Below are 21,602 nucleotides of genomic sequence, written 5' to 3'. Positions count from 1 at the left end.
TGTCATAATAGAATTTGTAACTAGTGAAAGAAAAGAGGCAATGAAATGACTGAACGTTTAAAAGTAATGACAATTTTCGGGACACGTCCAGAAGCAATTAAAATGGCACCTCTTGTGTTAGAGTTGCAAAAACATCCAGAGAAAATTGAATCGATTGTGACTGTAACAGCGCAACATCGTCAAATGTTAGACCAAGTATTAAGTATCTTTGGAATTACACCAGATTTCGATTTGAATATTATGAAGGATCGCCAAACTTTAATCGATATTACAACGCGTGGTTTAGAAGGTTTGGATAAAGTAATGAAAGAAGCGAAGCCGGATATCGTACTTGTACATGGTGATACGACGACAACGTTTATTGCAAGCTTAGCTGCTTTCTATAATCAAATTCCAGTAGGTCATGTCGAGGCAGGACTTCGTACATGGGATAAATATTCTCCATACCCAGAAGAGATGAATCGTCAATTAACAGGTGTAATGGCAGATCTTCATTTCTCACCTACAGCGAAATCAGCAACGAACTTACAGAAAGAAAATAAAGATGAATCACGCATTTTCATAACAGGAAATACAGCGATTGACGCACTAAAAACGACTGTAAAAGAAACATATAGTCATCCTGTACTAGAGAAACTTGGAAGTGATCGTCTTGTACTTATGACAGCTCACCGTCGTGAAAACCTAGGAGAGCCAATGCGTAATATGTTCCGTGCAATTAAGCGTCTTGTTGATAAGCATGAAGACGTACAAGTTGTGTATCCGGTTCATATGAACCCTGTTGTTCGGGAAACTGCAAATGATATTTTAGGCGATCATGGCCGCATTCATTTAATTGAGCCGCTCGATGTAATTGATTTCCACAATGTTGCAGCTCGTTCATACTTAATGCTAACTGATTCTGGTGGTGTACAAGAGGAAGCTCCGTCATTAGGTGTACCAGTTCTTGTTCTTCGTGATACAACAGAGCGTCCAGAAGGTATTGAAGCAGGTACGTTGAAATTAGCGGGAACAGACGAAGAGACAATCTTTAGTCTTGCAGATGAGTTGTTATCAGACAAAGAAGCTCATGATAAGATGTCAAAAGCATCTAATCCGTACGGTGATGGCCGTGCATCAGAGCGTATTGTAGAAGCAATCTTAAAACATTTTAATAAATAAAAAAACAGCCAAATCGCATGCGATTTGGCTGTTTTATTGCTGATTTCTCATAATCCACTCTGCATGAGCATTCGTAGAAGGAGGGGGATCAGTTGGTGTTTTGTTCTGATTCTGATTCGTTTCTTTCTTCGCTTTCTCGTTAGAGTTCGAATTTGAAGAAGGAGTGGATTCCGTTTTTGTTGTTGAATTTTCTTGCGTGGTTACCTTTTCTCCTAGTTCTTTTTTAATTTCGTTACGTACTGCCTCAACACCGTTTGGATCTGGAAGGAAGTAATAAATACCACCTATTTTTTTGTCTTCTCCTTCAAGTTTGAGTGTTTGTATTGTGGAAGGATCAAACCCAGAAAGTTTCTTGTAAAGAGCAAGGCCATCAGAAATAGGAATGTCAGTTTTTATATATTTTCCAACGACTGCTGTCAAATCTTTAATTTTAAATACGGTAGAGGTGGAATTTAGTTTTTGAACAACAGCAGCTAGTAATTGTCTTTGTCTAGCGGCACGACCATAGTCACCATTCGGATCTTGCTTTCGCATACGAACGTAAGCGAGTGCTTCTTCACCATTTAATTCTTGTTGTCCTTGCTTAAATTCGATTTTTTTGTAGTAATCCACGTCTGAACGCTCCCAAAAATCGAAGGGGACATCAACAGTCACACCGCCAACAGCATCAACAATACCTTTAAAGCCTTGGAAATCAATTTTAAGATAATGGTCGACAGGCACTTTTAGAAAACCTTCGACAGTTTTGATTGCCATTTCTTCTCCGCCGTAAGCATGCGCAGCGTTAATTTTGTCCTCTTTATTCTTTCCGACAATTGGAACGCGACTATCACGAGGGATACTCATAAGCGAAATCTTTTGCGTTTTCGGATTGACTGTCGCAAACATTAATGAATCTGTACGACCGTTTTGACCGTCTGTTGCATAATCTTCTATACCCATAATAAGGAGTGTAAAAGGCTCCTTTGTAATTTCTACATCTTCGGTTCTCAAATCCGATTTTTCACGAGTAAAACCACTATACATCCCCATGAGAGAAGAGTAGGAATTTAATATATAAAGTCCTACACTGCCAAATAAAAATAAGAAAATAAGGAAGTAGAAAAACTTTCTTCTTCGTTTCTTTTTTATTCTGCTATTTTGGAGATGATAATAACGTTCTTCCATATATAATCTCCTTAGTTCATTTGTAGGAAAGTAATTCACTACATTAATCTTTAAAGGCGATACAGTATTTATTCTTAGATAACATCTTGTTCTAAGTACAACATATCTCCTTCTGTAATTGTACATTTCCCATTTGTTAATTCAATCATCCAATCCGTGAATGGTTGTTTTCCATCTTCTTCTACATACGTATCAAATGTGACATTTTCGAGGTAATGTATATCTTTAATGGCATATTTTGAATTGCGTAATTCATTTTCAATTTTGCCAAGTAATGTGTAATCAATTTCGGTCTGCATAACACGCATTAATTTTCGCTCGACAACACCGACATGATTAATGCCTTCGCTTGTACATTTTCCATATGCGCGAATTAATCCACCAGCGCCCAGTTTGATGCCACCAAAATAGCGGGTAACGACAACGACGGTATCTTTTAAACCGCGTTTTTTTAGTACCTCTAACATAGGTACGCCAGCTGTACCGCTAGGTTCACCATCATCATTTGCTTTTTGAATTTGATCTTGTTCGCCAATTAAATAAGCAGAACAATTATGTGTTGCATTCCAGTTTTGTTTTTTGATTTTTTGTATGAATTCTTGAGCCTCTTCTTCGGTTGTAGCACGACTAACATAACAGATGAATCTTGATTTTTGAATAACAATTTCGTGTTCACCGTAGTCTTTTATTGTTAAATATTGTAATAACACTTGTATACGCTCCTATCCATCAAAATGACTAGTACTTTACATTTTAAAAGCGGGCGTTTTTATATTCAAACATTTTTTATAAATAAGCTGAAATTTTTGGTGAGTGTTTTACCTTTTTGTTGTAATTTGTCGAGATGATGAGTATAATTTCAAACCCGCATTTTCATGTATGGATGCACCATTTTTAGTTTTCGTGTAAAATTAGGAAATAAAAACTTTTTTATAAGGCAGGTACGAAAATGAAAACAGCTATTGTTACTGATAGTACAGCATATATACCGAAGCATATTCGTGATGAACTCAATATATATATGATTCCATTAAACGTTGTGTTTGGAACGGAATCTTATCAAGAAGAAGCTGAAATTTCAGCAGATGATTTTTATGTAAAAGTACGTGAGCAAGAAGAACTTCCAAAAACTTCTCAACCAGCAATCGGAAAGTTTGTTGAGCTATATGAAGAATTATCTAAGGATTATGATGCAGTTATTAGCATTCATCTTTCAAGTGGGATTAGTGGTACATATCAAACTTCAACGACAGCTGGTCAAATGGTAGAGGGTATTGATGTATATACGTACGACTCTGAAATTAGTTGTGAAGTACAAGGATTCTACGTGCGTGAAGGTGCAAAGCTAGCAAGCGAAGGGAAGGATTCAAAAGAGATTATCGCCCGTTTTGATGAAATGAAGAAAACGATGGACGCTTATTTTGTAGTAGATGATTTACACCATTTACAACGTGGAGGCCGATTAAATAGTGCGCAAGCTTTCATCGGTAGTCTGTTACAAGTAAAGCCGGTTTTATATTTTAGAGACAAAATCATTATCCCGTTTGAAAAGATTCGTACGCGTAAAAAAGCGTTAAAACGTATCATTGAAATTTTTGATGAGCAAGCAAGTAAAGGTGTACCTATGGAAGCAGTTATCATTCATGCACAACGTGAAGAGGAAGCGAATGAATGGAAGGCAGAATTAGAAGCAAAATATCCTCATGTTACAATCCGTACAGGTTATTTCGGTGCTGTAATTGGAACGCATTTAGGTGAAGGTGCACTAGGTCTTGGATGGTATACGAAGTAATAAAGATATAAAAAGCTCTCTTTCGGAAGAGGGTTTTTTTACGGATATTTTACGTGAAGTTGACAAGTTAATATTTGGAAATGGTAAAATGTACGTAAAATAAAATAACGAGGAAAGTTTTATAACTTACTTTTTACAAGAAACTATATTATAATAGAAGAGAGGTGAAACATATGGAGCATAATTCTTGTTTATGTCCAAAGTTTGAGTCAGCTTTTACTTTGCTTAGTAAGAAATGGACTGGCTTAATTATTAAATCTTTGCTGGAAGAGTCAAAACGTTTTAGAGAAATCGCAGATATTATACCGAATATGAGCGATCGTATGTTATCAGAGCGTTTAAAGGAATTGGAAAGCGAAGGCATTGTAGTTCGTAATGTTTATCCAGAAGTACCAGTTCGAATCGAGTACGGCTTAACGGATAAGGGAAAAGCGTTAGAAAGTGTTATGGATGAAGTCCAAAATTGGGCTGAGAAATGGATGAAATAACGTTTTGATTTCATCCGTATTAGTATATTTAATAAAACGTAAGGGAAACCTTGCGTTTTTTTCTTTGCTTACAAAAAGTATTTGAAATTCTACACATACGTACAAAAATATGCATATTTTGCGATAGTGTTACATATAATATTACATTTGTTTTACAAAAGCGTAACATTAGCAAAAAAAATCCCGAATTATGGTATAAATTTTATAGGTTATATACGGAAAAAGAAAAAAGAAAGCGGTGTAAAAAATAAAATGAAAAAGCTAAAAATGGCATCTTGCGCATTAGTGGCAGGGTTAATGTTTTCAGGACTAACACCAAATGTATTTGCAGAAGATAAAATTTCTGACGTGAAATCACAAATTAATACACAAAATGACACTTTACATAAACAACAACAAGAACGTGATGAATTACAAAAACAAATGAATGACTTAAACAAAACAATTCAAGGTTTAGATAAGTCTGTTCAAGAGAATGCTGCAAAGCTTGATGAAACAACGAAAAAAGTTGCGGACACTGAGCAATTAATCGAAAAGAAAAATAAAGATATTGCAGAATTACAAACGAAAATTGCAAAACGTGAGGAGTTATTAAGAAAACGTTTAGTTGCACTTCAAGAGCAACCAAACACAAACGTTGTAACAGAAGTTCTTGTAAACTCTAAAAACGTTGCAGATTTAGTTGATCGTTTAAATTCAGTTTCTAAAATTCTTGAGTCTGACGAAGATATCATGAAAACACAACAAGAAGATCAAGCGAACGTGAAAAAAGATGTTGAAACGGTAAAAACAAAGCAAAAAGAATTAAAAGAAGCACAAGCTCAAATTGAAACTGCTAAGAAAGAACTTGACGCTGAAAAAGAGAAAAAAGCAGCGGCAGTAAACGATTTAAGCGGTAAAATGGATACAGTTGTAACTTCAATGACAAGTACGGAAAGTCAATTGAAAGATCTTGAAAAACAAGCATTACAATTACAACGTATTGCTGAACAAGAAGCGCAAGAAAAAGCTGCACAAGAAGCTGCTGCTCAAAAACAAGCAGAGCAAGCTGCTAAAGATGCGCAAGCTCAACCAGCACAAGCGGCACCTGCTCAGCCAGCAGCGCCAGCAAACAACGGTGGACAAGCTCAAAAAGAAGAACCTAAAAAGGAAGAGCCTAAAAAAGAAGCACCTAAAAAAGAAGATAAAAAACCAGAACCGACACCAGGCCCAGCTCCAGCTCCTGGCGTAATTGGTAAAGCACAACAATACTTAGGTTTACCATATGTTTGGGGAAGTGCATCTCCATCAAACGGTGGTTTTGACTGTAGTGGATTCATTTCTTACGTATTCGGTGTAGGTCGTCAAGACGTTGCAGGTTACTGGAACTCAGTTTCTAAAGTAAGTAGCCCACAACCTGGAGATTTAGTATTCTTCCAAGGTACTTATAAACCAGGCCCATCTCACATCGGTATTTACGTTGGTAATGGCCAAATGATTCATGCTGGTGATAAAGGTATTGCTTACGCTAGCTTAAGCAGTAGCTACAACCAAAAACATTTCTTAGGATACGGTAGATTCTAGGATTTATAATCGAATAAAACATGTGTATAAAGTCGATAGCTTACTATTTTATAAGTAGGTTATCGGCTTTTTTGCGTTTTTACGAGATTATAAGAAAGGCTTATAGTAGTGCTGGAGGTGAGTGCTAATGCTTGCTGGAAAACAGTTGCTATTAGAAGAACTCTCTTCAGATTTACGGAGAGAATTAAGTGATTTGAAAAAGAAGGGAGAGGTTGTATGTGTACAAGGTATAACAAAGAATACTTCTAAATATATATGTCAGCGCTGCGGAAATATAGAGCAGCGGCTATTTGCATCATTTTTATGTAAAAGGTGCGGTAAAGCATGCGCGTATTGTCGGAAGTGTATCACGATGGGGAGAGTTAGCGAATGTACTGTACTTGTTCGCGGGATTCATGAAAGAAACGGAGACGGGGAGCTAAATCCATTACAGTGGAATGGGGCTTTATCGATTGGTCAGGAGTTGGCGGCGCAAGGAGTTATAGAAGCGATTAAGCAGAAAGAATCTTTTTTTATTTGGGCTGTGTGCGGGGCTGGAAAAACAGAAATGTTATTTTACGGTATAGAAGAGGCGCTCCAAAAAGGAGAAAGAGTTTGTATCGCAACGCCAAGGACTGACGTTGTACTGGAATTAGCGCCGAGATTACAAGAAGTGTTTCCAAGTATAACTGTAGCTGCTTTATACGGAGGGAGTGTAGATCATAAAAAAGATGCAGCGTTAGTCGTTACAACGACTCACCAACTGTTACGTTACTATAGAGCGTTTCATGTGATGATTGTAGATGAGATTGATGCCTTCCCGTATCATGCAGATCAAATGTTACAGTATGCAGTTAGGCAAGCAATGAAAGAGAAAGCAGCGCGTATTTATTTAACTGCAACCCCTGATGAAAAGTGGAAGCGTAATTTCAGAAAGGGGAAACAAAAAGGTGTTATTGTGTCAGGACGATACCATCGTCACCCGTTACCAGTTCCTCTATTTAGTTGGTGCGGAAATTGGAAGAAGAGCCTCCATCATAAAAAAATTCCTCGCGTGTTACTACAATGGTTAAAAATGAACTTAAATAAAAAGTATCCTATTTTTTTATTTGTTCCTCATGTGCGATATATAGAAGAAATAAGTCAGTTGTTGAAAGGGGTGGATAATAGAATCGATGGCGTGCATGCAGAAGATTCGATGAGAAAAGAAAAAGTAGCATCTTTCAGAAAGGGAGACATTCCGTTATTAGTTACAACGACAATTTTAGAAAGAGGAGTAACTGTGAAGAACTTACAAGTGGCTGTGTTAGGAGCTGAAGAAGAAATTTTTTCAGAGAGTGCGCTCGTACAAATTGCAGGCCGAGCGGGGCGTAGTTTTGAAGAGCCATATGGTGAGGTTATGTATTTTCATTACGGTAAGACAGAGGCAATGGTACGCGCGAAAAAACATATTCAAAGTATGAACAAAAATGCGAAAGAACAAGGATTGATCGATTAATGCATTGTTTACTTTGTGATGAGTATATGGTGGAAACAGTTAGTTGGTACACCTTCTTTGTAAAGTCCCCCAAAAAATATGTATGTGATAGATGTGAGCAAAAACTTTCCTATATTATAGGAGGAATTTGCATGGATTGTGGTCGTCCTTTAGATGACTTACCTACTCGATATAAAGAAAATGACATTTGCATGGACTGTGTAAGATGGAGGAATGAGGAAGGATATCGTCCTTTTAAAAATCGTTCGTTGTACGTGTACAATGATGACATGAAAGGTATACTAGCGCAGTTTAAGTTTCGAGGTGATGCGGAGTTAGTTCATATTTTTTATCAATCTTTTCGGGAGTTATTTCAAAAGTATTTTACGGACGTTTCAACTGTTATTGCTGTTCCGCTTAGTAGGGAACGGGAATATGAACGAGGTTTTAATCAAGCAGAGTTATTAGCAGCATGTTTGCCTGTCAAAAATTTTTATTCATCATTAAGAAGGAAGGAAACAGAAAAGCAAAGTAAGAAATCGCGTAAAGAAAGGCTTTCGGGAAGTAATCCTTTTTATTTTCAGAGAGAAGAGATGTTTCATGGTCAACACATTTTACTTGTTGATGATGTATATACGACAGGAATTACAGTGAGACAAATTGGAAGTCTTTTCTATGATAAAGGAGCAAGCGAAGTTTCTAGTTTGACGCTCTGTAGAAGTTAATCTGTAACTGTCGAAAGAGATAATAAAAAGACGATAAGTCTTCTTTGACTTCGTATGTTGTCATTCGTTATAGTGAAATTATGGGGCAAATGCCCTGATTTTTAGAGTGAAGGGAATGGAATGAACATGCAAGGAAGAGTAAAATGGTTCAATGCAGAAAAGGGATTTGGGTTTATTGAGCGTGAAGATGGTGATGATGTGTTTGTTCATTTTTCTGCTATTCAACAAGATGGATATAAGTCATTGGAAGAAGGGCAACAAGTTGAGTTTGATATTGTAGAGGGAGCACGTGGACCGCAAGCAGCTAATGTTGTAAAACTGTAGGTATATTGTTTTTGGGAAGAGAAAGCTGCGCTTGTGGCAACGTTATATATATGGTAGAACCTCTTGTTTTTTTGCAAGGGGTTTTTGTTATAAAATGAGTTGTCAAAAAGTTGTTTCTTTTCTGTAACGAATTGTCCACAGTTATATTCGTTATTCACGATGTTAATAGGATAAAATAAAGATAGAAACGATGCATCTTTTCATTTCAACAAAAAACGATAAAAAAATCGCAATTCCACTAATTTTTTTAAAAAAGTTAGAAGGAGTTTTTAAGCCGGTGTCGAAATTATAGTACATAGGCTTGAAAGGAGGAATTCATCTATGAAATTCAACATTCGTGGTGAAAATATTGAAGTAACTCCAGCATTAAAGGAATATGTAGAGAAAAAACTAAGTAAGTTAGAGCGTTATTTTGATACATTCCCAGAGATTAAAGTTAATTTAAAAGTATACTCTGACAAGCAACGTGTCGAGGTAACAATTCCATTTACTGATTTATTACTTCGTGCAGAAGAAACTAATAGCGATATGTACGCTGCTATCGATTTAGTAGTTGATAAACTTGAGCGACAAATTCGTAAACATAAAACAAAAGTAAATCGTAAGTTACGTGAGAAAGGTTCTATGAAAACGAACTTTATCCTTCCAGAAGCAGTAGCTGTTCTGGATGAGGTAGAAGAGGATGAACTAGAACTTGTACGTACAAAACGATTCGATTTAAAACCGATGGACGTTGAAGAGGCAATCCTACAAATGGATATGCTAGGACATAATTTCTTCGTCTTCACAAATGCTGATACAAATGAAACTAACGTTGTATATGGCCGTAAAGATGGGAAATATGGTTTAATTGAAACTAAATAATAATTCAAAAGCGCAGCCGAAATGGCTGCGCTTTTTTGTATTTTTATTTTTCGCAGCAAGGTTAAAAAGCTTTGTAAGTAGCCGATTTCATTAAGAAGTGATTTTAGGCATTATTTCGTTAAAATCGCATGAGAAAATTCAAAACTTAGAGAAGTGAGTTACTCGTTATTATTTGGAACAAGCATAGGAATGTAGCTATCTTTACAAGTAATTCTTTGCTAGGAGTATATGATTGTTTTTGAAAATTTAACAAAATGTTCGCAAGTGTAAAAGTAATATTAAATATTCTGAAATCAATTGAAGATATGTTGAGGTGTTGTTACTATAATATCGTATTATATGGATTTTATTCATTCAGTGGAAAAATAAAATCAATATAATGCTACAAATTATCGGAGGTGCTTTTAGTGAGCATTAAGAAAAAAAGTCGTTTTATGCTTGGATCTGTTTTATCTTTAGGTATTTTAGCTAGTACTTTCGTTTTAACCGAACCAGCTAATGCTGATACAAGGGATGATCATGTAGAATTTACCTTTAGACTTTGGAATGCATATGATTATACTAATGCACGTCCTAAAGAGACACCTACTTCTATGTATATGCGTGTGAAGAGTAGTGAAAAGGGCGGTGGTTCTTTCAACGTTTGGACAGAAGCAGATAAAAATAAAGGTAAAGGTGATAGAGATTGGGTAAATGTTTCAGGTGAGTCAGGTAAGCATGAAGGAACGGTGCGACCAGGTAAAACGTATCTTTTCCAAAATTACGCATATGAAAACTATGGAAAAAATGTACCTGTGAGATTCGGTGGTTATTCTAGAGAAAATAATGCTTATCCTACTGCTTGGAGTCCTGATAGTGTAAGACCTAGTGGATCTTACACTGAATATTGATTTAGAAATTATAAATTAAAATTATTTATTGTGTAACGTTAGAAAAAGTCGTCTAGTTCGTCATCTGGATTATACGACTTTTTCTACTATTTCATTTTTTGAATAGGAGGGGCTGCAATGAAGCTTATTTCAAAATATATTTTATTCTGTTGTTTTATATTAATTATTTGTTTATTAGCTTCTTGCCATAAGAAAGTAGATGAACCTATTGTAAATATTGAAGATACTTTAACGGAAAAAGATAATTTGAAAAGTATTCAGTTGAAAGAAATTAATAAAAATACTGTTTTTGAACAAGTATTTATGGAAAATGAAACTGGTGATGATTTCTTTCAAGGGCAAATAGATAGAAATGATATTGCAATAAAAGATAATCTTTCAAATAAAAAAATAAATTCAGGAGTTATACCAGAAAATTATTATGTTTTTTTGACAGGTGTTACGAGTAAGAAAAAACCAACGTATCTTTTGGGACGGATTGAACAAATTGATGGAAAAATAATTCAGTGGAAACAAGAAGTTAAGAGTGTAAAAAGAAAAGGTACAAATGATGTTTATCAGTATGAAGTTGAGTTTCCTAAATTTGAAGGAGAGAGAGCAAATGTTTCTTTTCGTTACATCTGGTTAAATAGAGAAAATAAATGTTATGGTGTTGCGGATCAACTGTTCATATTAAAAAAGATTTGAATTTCATTAATGGTTTATGGAGGAGCTGTAGATGAGTTACTTTTTAAGAAGGATTTTAAAAGGCAAAATGTTTTGGTTGTCTTTATTTATTATGTTAGTAATTATTACTGCTCAATATATTTCTATGCTAGTAACAACTAAAGGATTTAATGATACTGGGATTATAAAGGTATCACCGTATTTATCTAATATTTTATATTTTACTAGATTACCATTTTATAGTGAGTTTTATCTACTTATATTTCCTATGATCTCTGCAATGGCTGTAGCAGGGATTTATAGAATCGATAAAAATTACGGATTTATTTATCCTGTTATTTCTAAAATGGGAACGGGTTATTATTTTAAGCTACTTTATTTTATTAATTTTATTGTATCTTTTTTTATTATAAGTGTCCCTTTACTATTTAACTTTTATTTATATGCAATGACTTATCCAACAGTTGCTCCGCATCCGGTATTAAATTATATGGCTGCTACTGTTTCACCAACAGCTCAATTTCATACGGTTTATTATGAGTATCCTACTTTATATTTTCTTATGTATGTATTTTTAAATGGTTTATACGGTGCGGTTTTGTCAAGTTTGGCTTTATCAGTTTCGTTTTTTATAAAACGAGTTTATTTTATTTATTTAGTGCCATTTATTTTACATATTTTTTGGCTTGGTATTGGAAAGGGAATTCTCAATCCTAAAGATTATTTAATTAAAGATCTCGGTTTTTTTGAATTAAAAATTTTTCTTAGTGTATTGTTATGTATTTGGTTTTGTTCTGTAGTTCTTTATTTACAGGGGAGTAGGAAGCATGTTCTTTTATAATGTAATGAAAGAAACTATAAGGATGAAATATATTTGGTTAAGTATTCTTTTTTTACTTAATGTCAGTATCATAGGTTGTTTGTTCAATTATTTTGAACCTGGAATTGTAAAAGAGAAAATGAACGAATTGGAAACCTTGTATAAGGTTATGTCGTTTTATAATTTGTCGACCATATTTATTCCTTTAACAATCGTTTTTTCTGTATATTCTATGTCGAATTTTTTTAGTGTTTATGTTGTTTACAGAGTGAATAATGCATTGAAATTAGTTTCTATCTATTATTTGAAACTAATTGTTTTTGTTTGCTTTTTTGCTGGGAGTATGATTTTACAGTTGTTTTTGATGTCAAATATGATGGCTGTAACTAGTATTGATGTAAATTATCCATTATTATTGTGCATTCAACTATTTGCGAATATTTTTATATGCATGATAAGTGCTTTCTTGCAATTATTTTTACCTAGTTTACTTGTAATAATATGTATGATTACTGCTGTTTTATTAGATAGATTTATATTACATGGATTTTTATTTACAAATGCTTTTTATATAAATGTGTTTGAAGATGCTACTGGTTTACTTATACGCTTATTTGGATGTTTTTCTATCTTTTTTATAAGTGTATGGATTTTATCTAAAAAAAGTTATATTTCTATGAATGATGAGACAGAGGTGATCTAGTTTACATTATGATTTTATATTATTTGTTAAAAAGAGATTTACATGTAAGGTTTCGAGATTCCATCAAGATAATGGCTTTTTTATTCTTAATTTACGCTATGATTGTAGTTACTTTTTTATACAATCAGCCTCTTAGTAATGGTAAAGAATCTGTATTAGTAGATGTTACCTTTTATCGATTTTTTCATGGAGTAGACTTTGTGGATTTATCTTATTTTTATAAGGAGGGGCGATTTTCTATCCCTTTTTATTGGATATTCTTTCAAATCGTTCCTTTGTTGCTAGTAGGGAAGTTTGCCCTTTCAGATATTCAACAGAATGGTGTTTATTTATTTCCTCGTGTTAAGAAGAAGCATTTTCTGTGGTTAACGAAAATGCTATCTTTGTTTTTTTACATAGTTTGTATTTGGGTTGTTATGTATTTTATTTGGTTTACGGTGTACTATTTGCTTCCTTATGGCGAGAGTTCTTTATATAGTCAATTTCCTTATAAGATATTAGGTACTATGCTAATTCAAATCATTATCAGCTTTTTATTAGCTTTAATTTTTGAGCTTTTAACGTTCTATATGCCAATAACTATTGTTTTTGTACTAATGTTGTTGTACCTATTTTTGTCTATTTTCTTTCATAGTATTTATTTTTTAGGATCTTTTGTTATGCCAAATCGTTGGTATTTTGTTGATCACAGTTCAATTCAATTGACTTTAGGTAATAATCAATCTATTCAATGGAATGATTTACTTCTAATAGGAGTAGTAATTGTTGTTGTAATGATTTTATTAGGTAGTTTTTGTTTTAAAAAACTAGATGTGATAGGTGAATAATTTATGGACAATTATATTAAATGTGAATGTATGACGAAAAGATTGAAGGGAAATATTGTGTTAGATAATATTAGTTTGTCAGTAAAAAAAGGAGAGTTTTTAGTTTTGAAGGGGCATAATGGTTCTGGTAAAACAATGATTTTACGTGCTATATCAGGATTAATGCGTTTAAATTCTGGAGCTGTTTACGTAGATAATGAAATGATTGGAAAACAAAAGCAATTCCCGGATTCTATGGGGATATTGATTGAATATCCAAGTTTTATTCCAGGGTATACTGGTTTTCAGAATTTGAAATTTTTATCATCGATTAACAATAAAATCTCTGATGAGGAAATTTATAATATTATTCAAAGGGTTGGACTTGATAAAACAGATAAGAGAAAGTATAAAAGATACTCTTTAGGTATGAAACAACGTTTAGGGATAGCGCAAGCTTTAATGGAGCAACCAACACTATTGTTATTAGACGAGCCAACGAATGCTTTAGATAGTGATGGGATAAAAGATGTTTTGGATATTTTGAAAGTAGAAAAGTCTAAAGGAACGACTATTGTTGTAGCCAGTCATGATGTGCATGTTCTAGATAATGAAATGGTAGATCGTATTGTACATGTTAATAATGGAAAGTTGGTAGATTAAGAGTGACAAGAAAACATGTCTTAATAAGCGTTGGATTGTGTCTGTTGCTATGTATATTTGCTAGTTTATTAAGATTTAAAACATTAAATCTTAATAATGAATCTTATAAAGTGGTAAAAGATGAGTTTTTATCTAATAGAACTTTTGAAGATGGGCAAGGAGTTACTTTTCATGCACTTAATCCTCTTGATCCTACAAAAGTTTATGATCCTTATGAAGACCGTGAAGTAGTGACGTATGTATTACCTTTAGATATTACAAATACAATGAATCGGGATATTAATTTGCTTAGTAATAAGTCTATTTCTAATACAATGTTTTATTCTAAAATAGGAGAGTTTTATAATGTAATTCCGTATTCAATGGAATTACCTGAAAAATATCAGTTTGAGCCTGTAATACCTGCTGGTAAAACAGTGCGAGGATATATAGGGACAAATTATTTTATAGGAGATGACCCTTATAAAAATTATAAAAACTTTTCAAATGAATCAACTAAAGTGAAATTCATTTCTTTTATGAAGGATCAGAAAGGGAAATATCATGAATTAGAAATACCGATAAATTAATGCATGATTGATACAAATATATTTTAAGTGTGCTTTTTGGGTGCCGTGGTTGAGTAGATCTTGCAATATAATATTATCTTTTAAAGTCGGAGGTTTTGCGTAGGTGTAAGTATCCATGGATGCTGCACCTGCGAAATTTCCGGCTTTTTGTAATTATCGATTTAGATTTAATACGAAATTTGTAACGTGAAATTGAAATAGCGAGACAGAGAAAAGGAACGTAACAAATAAAATAAAAACTTTTTTTGAATATAAGGCCCGACATTTTGCCGATTGTTGTCATAGTTATAAGACAAGTGTTACAATTATCATTAGGTATATACATTTTAGTTTTTTTAATTAGGAGAAAAATTGGCATAACATACATTTGATTTTTATAACGACTGATTGTAATAGAGAAAAAGAAAAACAATCGGAAGTTTTATTTTAATAAAAAAGAGGAGCGTATTTCCTATGATCGGTATTTTAAAAAAGGTATTTGATGTAAATCAACGCCAAATTAAACGTATGCAGAAGACAGTTGAGCAAATTGATGCATTAGAGCCATCTATTAAGCCATTAACTGATGAACAATTAAAAGGGAAGACGCTTGAATTTAAAGAACGTCTAACAAAAGGTGAAACAGTAGATGATCTACTACCTGAAGCTTTTGCGGTTGTTCGTGAAGCTGCGACTCGTGTTCTTGGAATGCGTCCGTATGGTGTACAGTTAATGGGTGGTATTGCCTTACATGAAGGGAATATCTCTGAGATGAAAACGGGTGAAGGTAAAACGTTAACATCTACATTACCTGTATATTTAAATGCTTTAACAGGAAAAGGTGTTCACGTTGTTACAGTCAATGAATACTTAGCACAACGTGATGCGAGCGAAATGGGACAACTTCATGAGTTCTTAGGATTAACAGTAGGAATTAATTTAAACAGTATGTCACGCGAAGAGAAACAAGAGGCTTATGCTGCTGATATTACGTATAGCACAAATAATGAGCTTGGATTCGATTACTTACGTGACAACATGGTTTTATATAAAGAGCAGTGCGTTCAACGCCCACTGCACTTTGCTATTATCGATGAAGTCGATTCTATCTTAGTCGATGAAGCACGTACGCCACTTATTATTTCTGGACAAGCTCAAAAATCAACAGAGCTGTACATGTTTGCAAATGCATTCGTTCGTACGTTAGAAAATGAAAAAGATTATTCATTTGATGTGAAGACGAAAAATGTAATGTTAACAGAAGATGGTATTACGAAAGCGGAGAAAGCTTTCCATATTGAAAACTTATTTGATTTAAAACATGTAGCGCTTCTTCACCATATTAATCAGGCACTTCGTGCGCACGTTGTTATGCATCGTGATACAGATTATGTTGTACAAGAAGGCGAAATCGTAATTGTAGACCAATTTACTGGTCGTCTTATGAAAGGTCGTCGTTATAGCGAAGGGTTACACCAAGCTATCGAGGCAAAAGAAGGCGTAGAAATTCAAAATGAAAGTATGACGCTTGCGACAATTACATTCCAGAACTACTTCCGTATGTACGAAAAGTTATCTGGTATGACTGGTACAGCGAAAACAGAGGAAGAGGAATTCCGTAACATTTATAATATGAACGTTATCGTAATTCCAACGAACAAACCGATTATTCGTGATGACCGTGCAGATTTAATCTTCAAATCAATGGAAGGTAAATTTAATGCTGTTGTTGAGGATATTGTAAATCGTCATAAACAAGGGCAACCAGTTCTTGTCGGTACAGTTGCGATCGAAACGTCAGAACTTATTTCAAAAATGTTAACGCGTAAAGGTGTACGTCATAACATCTTAAATGCGAAAAACCATGCGCGTGAAGCGGATATCATTGCAGAAGCAGGTATAAAAGGCGCTGTAACGATTGCGACGAACATGGCAGGTCGTGGTACAGATATTAAGCTTGGAGACGATGTGAAAAACGTTGGTTTAGCCGTTATCGGTACAGAGCGTCACGAAAGTCGTCGTATTGATAACCAGTTACGTGGTCGTGCTGGTCGTCAAGGGGACCCAGGTGTTACGCAATTCTACTTATCAATGGAAGATGAACTAATGCGTCGCTTCGGTTCTGATAATATGAAAGCGATGATGGATCGCCTTGGTATGGATGATTCTCAGCCAATCGAAAGTAAAATGGTTTCTCGTGCAGTAGAATCTGCGCAAAAACGTGTAGAAGGAAATAACTATGATGCACGTAAGCAGTTACTACAATATGATGATGTACTTCGTCAGCAACGTGAAGTTATTTACAAACAGCGTCAAGAGGTAATGGAGTCTGAGAACTTACGCGGTATTATTGAAGGTATGATGAAATCTACAGTAGAGCGTGCGGTTGCACTTCATACACAAGAGGAAATTGAAGAAGATTGGAACATTAAAGGTCTTGTTGACTACTTAAATACAAACCTTCTGCAAGAAGGAGATGTGAAAGAAGAAGAATTACGTCGCCTTGCTCCAGAGGAAATGAGCGAGCCAATTATCGCGAAATTAATAGAGCGTTACAATGACAAGGAAAAGCTTATGCCAGAAGAGCAAATGCGTGAGTTCGAAAAAGTTGTTGTATTCCGTGTTGTAGATACGAAATGGACAGAGCATATCGATGCGATGGATCACCTTCGTGAAGGTATTCATTTACGTGCTTACGGTCAAATTGATCCACTTCGTGAGTATCAAATGGAAGGGTTCGCAATGTTCGAATCAATGATTGCTTCTATTGAAGAGGAAATTTCTCGTTACATTATGAAAGCTGAAATTGAACAAAACTTAGAGCGTCAAGAAGTTGTTCAAGGTGAAGCTGTTCACCCATCTAGCGATGGCGAAGAGGCGAAGAAAAAACCAGTTGTAAAAGGTGACCAAGTGGGCCGCAACGATTTATGTAAATGTGGTAGCGGTAAAAAATATAAAAACTGCTGTGGCATTGGGAAGTAATATAGGGCGGTAGCCCAGGCTGCTTTGCAAACTTTTACATCAAAAATGTATAATTAAGAAGGATTAAACTCTCTCCGTCATAAGTGGAGAGAGTTTCCCTTGTTTTCATACGAAAGTAACAGCAATTACATAGAGGTGAAGGAAATGGAATTAGTAGAAATTAGACAGGAATTAGAGAAAATGGCTAAGAGATTAGCGGCTTTTAGGGGGTCTCTTTGACCTCCCTACTAAGGAGAAACAAATTGCAGAATTAGAAGAGAAAATGATGGGCGCAGGATTTTGGGATGACCAACAAGGCGCACAAGCTGTAATTAACGAAGCAAATGCACTGAAAGATATGGTTGGAAAGTTCCGTCAGCTAGATGAGACGTTCGAAAACCTGGAAATTACGCATGAGCTTTTAAAAGAAGAGTATGATGAAGATTTACATGAGGAACTTGAATCAGAAGTAAAAGGCTTAATTCAAGAAATGAATGAGTATGAGCTGCAGTTACTACTTAGCGATCCTTATGATAAAAATAACGCCATTTTAGAATTACACCCAGGTGCTGGTGGAACAGAGTCACAAGATTGGGGCTCTATGTTACTACGTATGTACACACGTTGGGCTGAAAAACGTGGGTTTAAAGTAGAAACTGTTGACTACTTACCAGGTGATGAAGCTGGTATTAAGAGCGTTACTTTATTAATTAAAGGTCATAACGCTTACGGTTACTTAAAAGCTGAGAAAGGTGTACATCGTCTTGTACGTATTTCACCATTCGATTCTTCAGGCCGTCGTCATACATCGTTCGTATCTTGTGAAGTTGTACCTGAGTTCAATGATGAAGTTGAAATTGAAGTGCGTACAGAAGACTTGAAAATTGATACGTATCGTGCAAGTGGAGCGGGTGGACAGCACGTTAATACGACAGATTCAGCAGTTCGTATTACGCATACACCGACAAATACGGTTGTAACGTGTCAGTCAGAGCGTTCTCAAATTAAAAACCGTGAGCATGCGATGAAGATGTTAAAAGCGAAATTATATCAAAAGAAATTAGAAGAGCAACAAGCGGAGTTAGATGAAATTCGCGGAGAACAAAAAGAAATCGGATGGGGTAGCCAAATCCGTTCTTACGTATTCCACCCATATTCTCTTGTGAAAGACCACCGTACAAATACAGAGGTCGGTAATGTGCAAGCAGTTATGGATGGAGAAATTGATCCATTTATTGATGCTTACTTACGTTCTCGCATCTAATAAGCTAAGTGAAAAAAGGCCAACAAAATTGTTGGCGCACGTTGAGGATATAGAGGACATACAGAGTGCTATTTTATTTATATGGATGAAGTACAGAGGAAGAGAAGTTGGAAACGACAACTTCTCTTTTTGATGGGATTATATGTAGCATACAATGTTGTATATTGTTTTGTAAAAAGTAGAAAATAGTAAAACAGATTGGCAATAGAGTAAGGCTTTCTACAGAAATTTTCTAAATTCCCGTTCAAAAAGAATCCTTTATAGAAGTTTATAAGTTGTTCACAGAATTGAAACAACTTATAAAAGCTTTATATCATTAGGGTTCTCACTTTATTTTTGAAGAATATGAAATATACCTTAGTTTTTCTATATAAAGATAATGCTTATAATGAAAATGAGTGTGTTAGGAATGAAAAGAATATCAACAATGGGGAGTGATAGAAGTGAAAAAGAAATTATTGGCTATTGCGCTAGGAACATCAGTCGTTTTTGCTTTAGGAGCGTGTGGAAATAAAGAAGAGAGTAAGCCTTCGAACCAGTCTGCAAGTACAGACAGTGCAGAACAAATTTTCCAAAGAAGTTGTGCTGGGTGTCACGCAACAGATTTATCAGGAGCAACTGGACCTGATTTAAGAAAAGTAGGCGGGAAGTACGACGCTGCAGATATCGAAGAAATTATTAAAAAAGGTCGCGGTTCAATGTCGCCAGGACTTATTCAAGGTGAAGATGCGAAAAAAGTAGCTGAGTGGTTAGCTGAACATAAATAAAAAGGGGTAAAATGGACGAGTTGATTCATATAATCAACTCGTTTCCCTTTTTTTGGAATGTAACATAACTGTAACAAAAATGTATCCAAACTGGAAACCGTTTGATGTTACAATGAGGTTTGTAGAATTTTGCTGAAATATATTACATAGAGTAGTATTGCTTAGAAAAAGAGTATAAGTAGACTACCTTCAACAAGAGTGGTTTAAAAGAGAATAAAGGTTTAGCTTTTATTTTCAAATGTACAGAAAAGTATTTCGAAAAAAATCATTAAGTATTGGGTGATAAATAATGATAAAAATGACGAATGTTTATAAGGAGTACCCGAATGGTATGAAAGCCATTGCTGGTCTCACAGTTAACATTAAACAAGGCGAGTTTGTATACGTAGTTGGACCGAGTGGAGCCGGAAAATCTACATTTATTAAAATGATGTATCGTGAAGAGAAGCCATCTACAGGATCAATTAATGTAAATGGTCTTACTATCGAGTCATTAGCAGAAAGAGACGTTCCATATTTCCGTCGTCAATTAGGCGTGATTTTCCAAGACTTTAAATTACTACCTAAATTAACGGTATATGAGAATGTTGCGTTTGCCTTAGAAGTAATTGAAGAAGAGCCAGATGCAATTCGTGAGCGTGTAACAGAAGTGTTAGGTCTTGTAGGTCTTGAAGATCGTGCAGACGCACTTCCAAGCGAACTTTCAGGCGGGGAGCAGCAACGTGTTGCGATTGCGAGAGCAATTGTTAATAGACCAAAGGTTGTAATTGCCGATGAGCCAACAGGTAACTTAGATATTGAAACAGCTCTTGATATTATGAAGATTTTCACGCGCATTAATGAGCGTGGTACAACGATCGTTATGGCGACACATAACGCAGATATCGTAAATACAATCCGTCATCGTGTAATCGCGATTGAAGGCGGAAAAATTGTTCGAGATGAGATGGAGGGAGGATACGGATATGAAGGCTAAGACCCTTAGTCGACATTTGCGAGAAGGTGTAAAGAATCTATCACGTAACGGATGGATGACGTTTGCTTCTGTTAGTGCAGTAACAGTTACATTATTACTTGTAGGTGTCTTTTTAACAGCGATTATGAATATGAACCATTTTGCGACGAAAGTAGAGCAAGATGTAGAAATTCGTGTACACATTGATCCAGCAGCAAAAGAAGCTGATCAAAAGAAATTAGAAGATGATATGAGTAAGATTGCAAAAGTAGACTCTATTAAATATTCTTCTAAAGAAGAAGAGTTAAAACGTTTAATTAAAAGCTTAGGCGATAGCGGAAAGACATTTGAGTTATTTGAACAAGATAACCCACTTAAAAACGTATTCGTTGTAAAAGCAAAAGAACCAACAGATACAGCAACAATTGCGAAAAAGATTGAAAAAATGCAGTTTGTAAGTAATGTTCAGTACGGAAAAGGGCAAGTTGAACGATTATTTGATACTGTAAAAACTGGTCGTAACATCGGGATTGTGTTAATTGCTGGTCTTTTATTCACAGCGATGTTCTTAATCTCTAATACAATTAAAATTACAATTTATGCTCGTAGTACAGAAATCGAAATTATGAAACTTGTAGGTGCAACAAACTGGTTTATTCGTTGGCCGTTCTTATTAGAGGGATTATTCCTAGGAGTATTAGGATCAATTATTCCAATTGGCTTAATTCTAGTTACGTATAATTCATTGCAAGGTGTGTTTAACGAAAAACTTGGCGGAACAATTTTCGAACTTCTACCATACAGCCCATTCGTATTCCAATTAGCTGGTTTACTAGTGTTAATCGGGGCTTTAATCGGTATGTGGGGAAGTGTAATGTCAATTCGTCGCTTCTTAAAAGTATAAAAAGTTGCAAACATAATTCGTACAAGCTTATCATATAGTAGAAATAGGTAAAGGCATCACACACTGTGTGATGCCTTTTGCTACACCACCTGTGTGTTTTGGAAAGGGGAATTCC

The 21,602-nt window shown here is 34.9% G+C and carries 22 protein-coding genes; 20 read left to right on the top strand and 2 right to left on the bottom strand.

What is annotated here, in order from left to right:
- Positions 1-45 precede the first annotated feature (45 nt).
- On the top strand, positions 46-1,161 hold the full coding sequence (wecB, locus tag MR147_RS13295) for a non-hydrolyzing UDP-N-acetylglucosamine 2-epimerase (RefSeq protein WP_000140134.1): 1,116 nt from the start codon (positions 46-48) through the stop codon (positions 1,159-1,161).
- Positions 1,162-1,194: 33 nt separating this feature from the next.
- Here wecB and MR147_RS13290 read toward each other — a convergent pair whose 3' ends face one another.
- Entirely contained in the window at positions 1,195-2,328 is a 1,134-nt protein-coding gene (locus tag MR147_RS13290) for an LCP family protein (protein ID WP_000392774.1), read from the bottom strand.
- Positions 2,329-2,402: 74 nt separating this feature from the next.
- Complete coding sequence (locus tag MR147_RS13285; RefSeq protein ID WP_000926683.1) at positions 2,403-3,038, bottom strand: YigZ family protein; 636 nt, start codon at positions 3,036-3,038, stop codon at positions 2,403-2,405.
- Positions 3,039-3,277: 239 nt separating this feature from the next.
- On the opposite strand from MR147_RS13285, the gene MR147_RS13280 reads away from it, so the two are divergent.
- From MR147_RS13280 to ftsX, 19 genes are all read left to right on the top strand, one after another.
- Positions 3,278-4,120, top strand: a complete 843-nt coding sequence (locus MR147_RS13280; protein WP_242304392.1) for a DegV family protein — start codon at positions 3,278-3,280, stop codon at positions 4,118-4,120.
- A gap of 173 nt (positions 4,121-4,293) precedes the next feature.
- On the top strand, positions 4,294-4,608 hold the full coding sequence (locus MR147_RS13275; RefSeq protein ID WP_000400857.1) for a winged helix-turn-helix transcriptional regulator: 315 nt from the start codon (positions 4,294-4,296) through the stop codon (positions 4,606-4,608).
- 147 nt (positions 4,609-4,755) lie between these two features.
- Complete coding sequence (locus MR147_RS13270; protein WP_139302710.1) at positions 4,756-6,171, top strand: C40 family peptidase; 1,416 nt, start codon at positions 4,756-4,758, stop codon at positions 6,169-6,171.
- A gap of 127 nt (positions 6,172-6,298) precedes the next feature.
- Complete coding sequence (gene comFA / locus MR147_RS13265) at positions 6,299-7,648, top strand: ATP-dependent helicase ComFA (protein ID WP_074606610.1); 1,350 nt, start codon at positions 6,299-6,301, stop codon at positions 7,646-7,648.
- Positions 7,648-8,352 carry a ComF family protein gene (locus MR147_RS13260; RefSeq protein ID WP_074606611.1) on the top strand — a complete coding sequence of 235 codons (705 nt, stop codon included), beginning with the start codon at positions 7,648-7,650 and terminating at the stop codon, positions 8,350-8,352. Before comFA ends, MR147_RS13260 begins: the two co-directional genes overlap by 1 nt.
- Positions 8,353-8,478: 126 nt before the next feature.
- A complete protein-coding gene (cspC, locus tag MR147_RS13255; RefSeq protein WP_001162041.1) occupies positions 8,479-8,676 on the top strand; it encodes a cold shock protein CspC in 198 nt (65 codons plus the stop codon).
- A gap of 321 nt (positions 8,677-8,997) precedes the next feature.
- On the top strand, positions 8,998-9,540 hold the full coding sequence (gene hpf / locus MR147_RS13250; RefSeq protein WP_000671190.1) for a ribosome hibernation-promoting factor, HPF/YfiA family: 543 nt from the start codon (positions 8,998-9,000) through the stop codon (positions 9,538-9,540).
- A gap of 407 nt (positions 9,541-9,947) precedes the next feature.
- Entirely contained in the window at positions 9,948-10,430 is a 483-nt protein-coding gene (locus MR147_RS13245; protein WP_074606613.1) for a hypothetical protein, read from the top strand.
- 117 nt (positions 10,431-10,547) lie between these two features.
- Positions 10,548-11,117, top strand: coding sequence for a hypothetical protein (locus MR147_RS13240; protein ID WP_074606615.1), 570 nt, complete (start codon positions 10,548-10,550; stop codon positions 11,115-11,117).
- Between the two features lie 31 nt (positions 11,118-11,148).
- Positions 11,149-11,937, top strand: a complete 789-nt coding sequence (locus tag MR147_RS13235) for a hypothetical protein (protein WP_074606616.1) — start codon at positions 11,149-11,151, stop codon at positions 11,935-11,937.
- Positions 11,924-12,619: a hypothetical protein gene (locus MR147_RS13230; RefSeq protein ID WP_074606618.1), complete on the top strand. Its 696-nt coding sequence runs from the start codon at positions 11,924-11,926 to the stop codon at positions 12,617-12,619. Before MR147_RS13235 ends, MR147_RS13230 begins: the two co-directional genes overlap by 14 nt.
- Positions 12,620-12,690: 71 nt before the next feature.
- A complete protein-coding gene (locus tag MR147_RS13225; protein WP_074606660.1) occupies positions 12,691-13,446 on the top strand; it encodes a hypothetical protein in 756 nt (251 codons plus the stop codon).
- Between the two features lie 3 nt (positions 13,447-13,449).
- A complete protein-coding gene (locus MR147_RS13220; RefSeq protein WP_074606620.1) occupies positions 13,450-14,088 on the top strand; it encodes an ATP-binding cassette domain-containing protein in 639 nt (212 codons plus the stop codon).
- 41 nt (positions 14,089-14,129) lie between these two features.
- On the top strand, positions 14,130-14,657 hold the full coding sequence (locus MR147_RS13215; RefSeq protein ID WP_074606662.1) for a hypothetical protein: 528 nt from the start codon (positions 14,130-14,132) through the stop codon (positions 14,655-14,657).
- A 453-nt stretch (positions 14,658-15,110) separates the two neighbouring features.
- Positions 15,111-17,618 carry a preprotein translocase subunit SecA gene (secA, locus tag MR147_RS13210; protein ID WP_048553050.1) on the top strand — a complete coding sequence of 836 codons (2,508 nt, stop codon included), beginning with the start codon at positions 15,111-15,113 and terminating at the stop codon, positions 17,616-17,618.
- Between the two features lie 144 nt (positions 17,619-17,762).
- Positions 17,763-18,861 (top strand): peptide chain release factor 2 gene (prfB, locus tag MR147_RS13205; protein ID WP_096001716.1). Its coding sequence is split into 2 segments (ribosomal slippage): positions 17,763-17,834 and positions 17,836-18,861, totalling 1,098 coding nucleotides; the frame shifts between segments, so codons are not numbered across the junction.
- 443 nt (positions 18,862-19,304) lie between these two features.
- A complete protein-coding gene (gene cccB, locus MR147_RS13200; RefSeq protein ID WP_000727968.1) occupies positions 19,305-19,628 on the top strand; it encodes a cytochrome c551 in 324 nt (107 codons plus the stop codon).
- A 289-nt stretch (positions 19,629-19,917) separates the two neighbouring features.
- Positions 19,918-20,604, top strand: a complete 687-nt coding sequence (gene ftsE, locus MR147_RS13195; protein WP_000594318.1) for a cell division ATP-binding protein FtsE — start codon at positions 19,918-19,920, stop codon at positions 20,602-20,604.
- Positions 20,594-21,487 (top strand): permease-like cell division protein FtsX, encoded by an 894-nt coding sequence (gene ftsX, locus MR147_RS13190; RefSeq protein ID WP_000645019.1) that lies wholly within the window; start codon positions 20,594-20,596, stop codon positions 21,485-21,487. Before ftsE ends, ftsX begins: the two co-directional genes overlap by 11 nt.
- Positions 21,488-21,602 lie beyond the last annotated feature (115 nt).

Origin of the sequence: Bacillus cereus group sp. BfR-BA-01350, from assembly GCF_022663775.1 — a bacterium.
GTDB lineage: Bacteria > Bacillota > Bacilli > Bacillales > Bacillaceae_G > Bacillus_A > Bacillus_A paranthracis.
The sequence above is the reverse complement of the archived record's forward strand: the minus strand, read 5'-3'. Positions and strand labels throughout refer to the sequence as shown.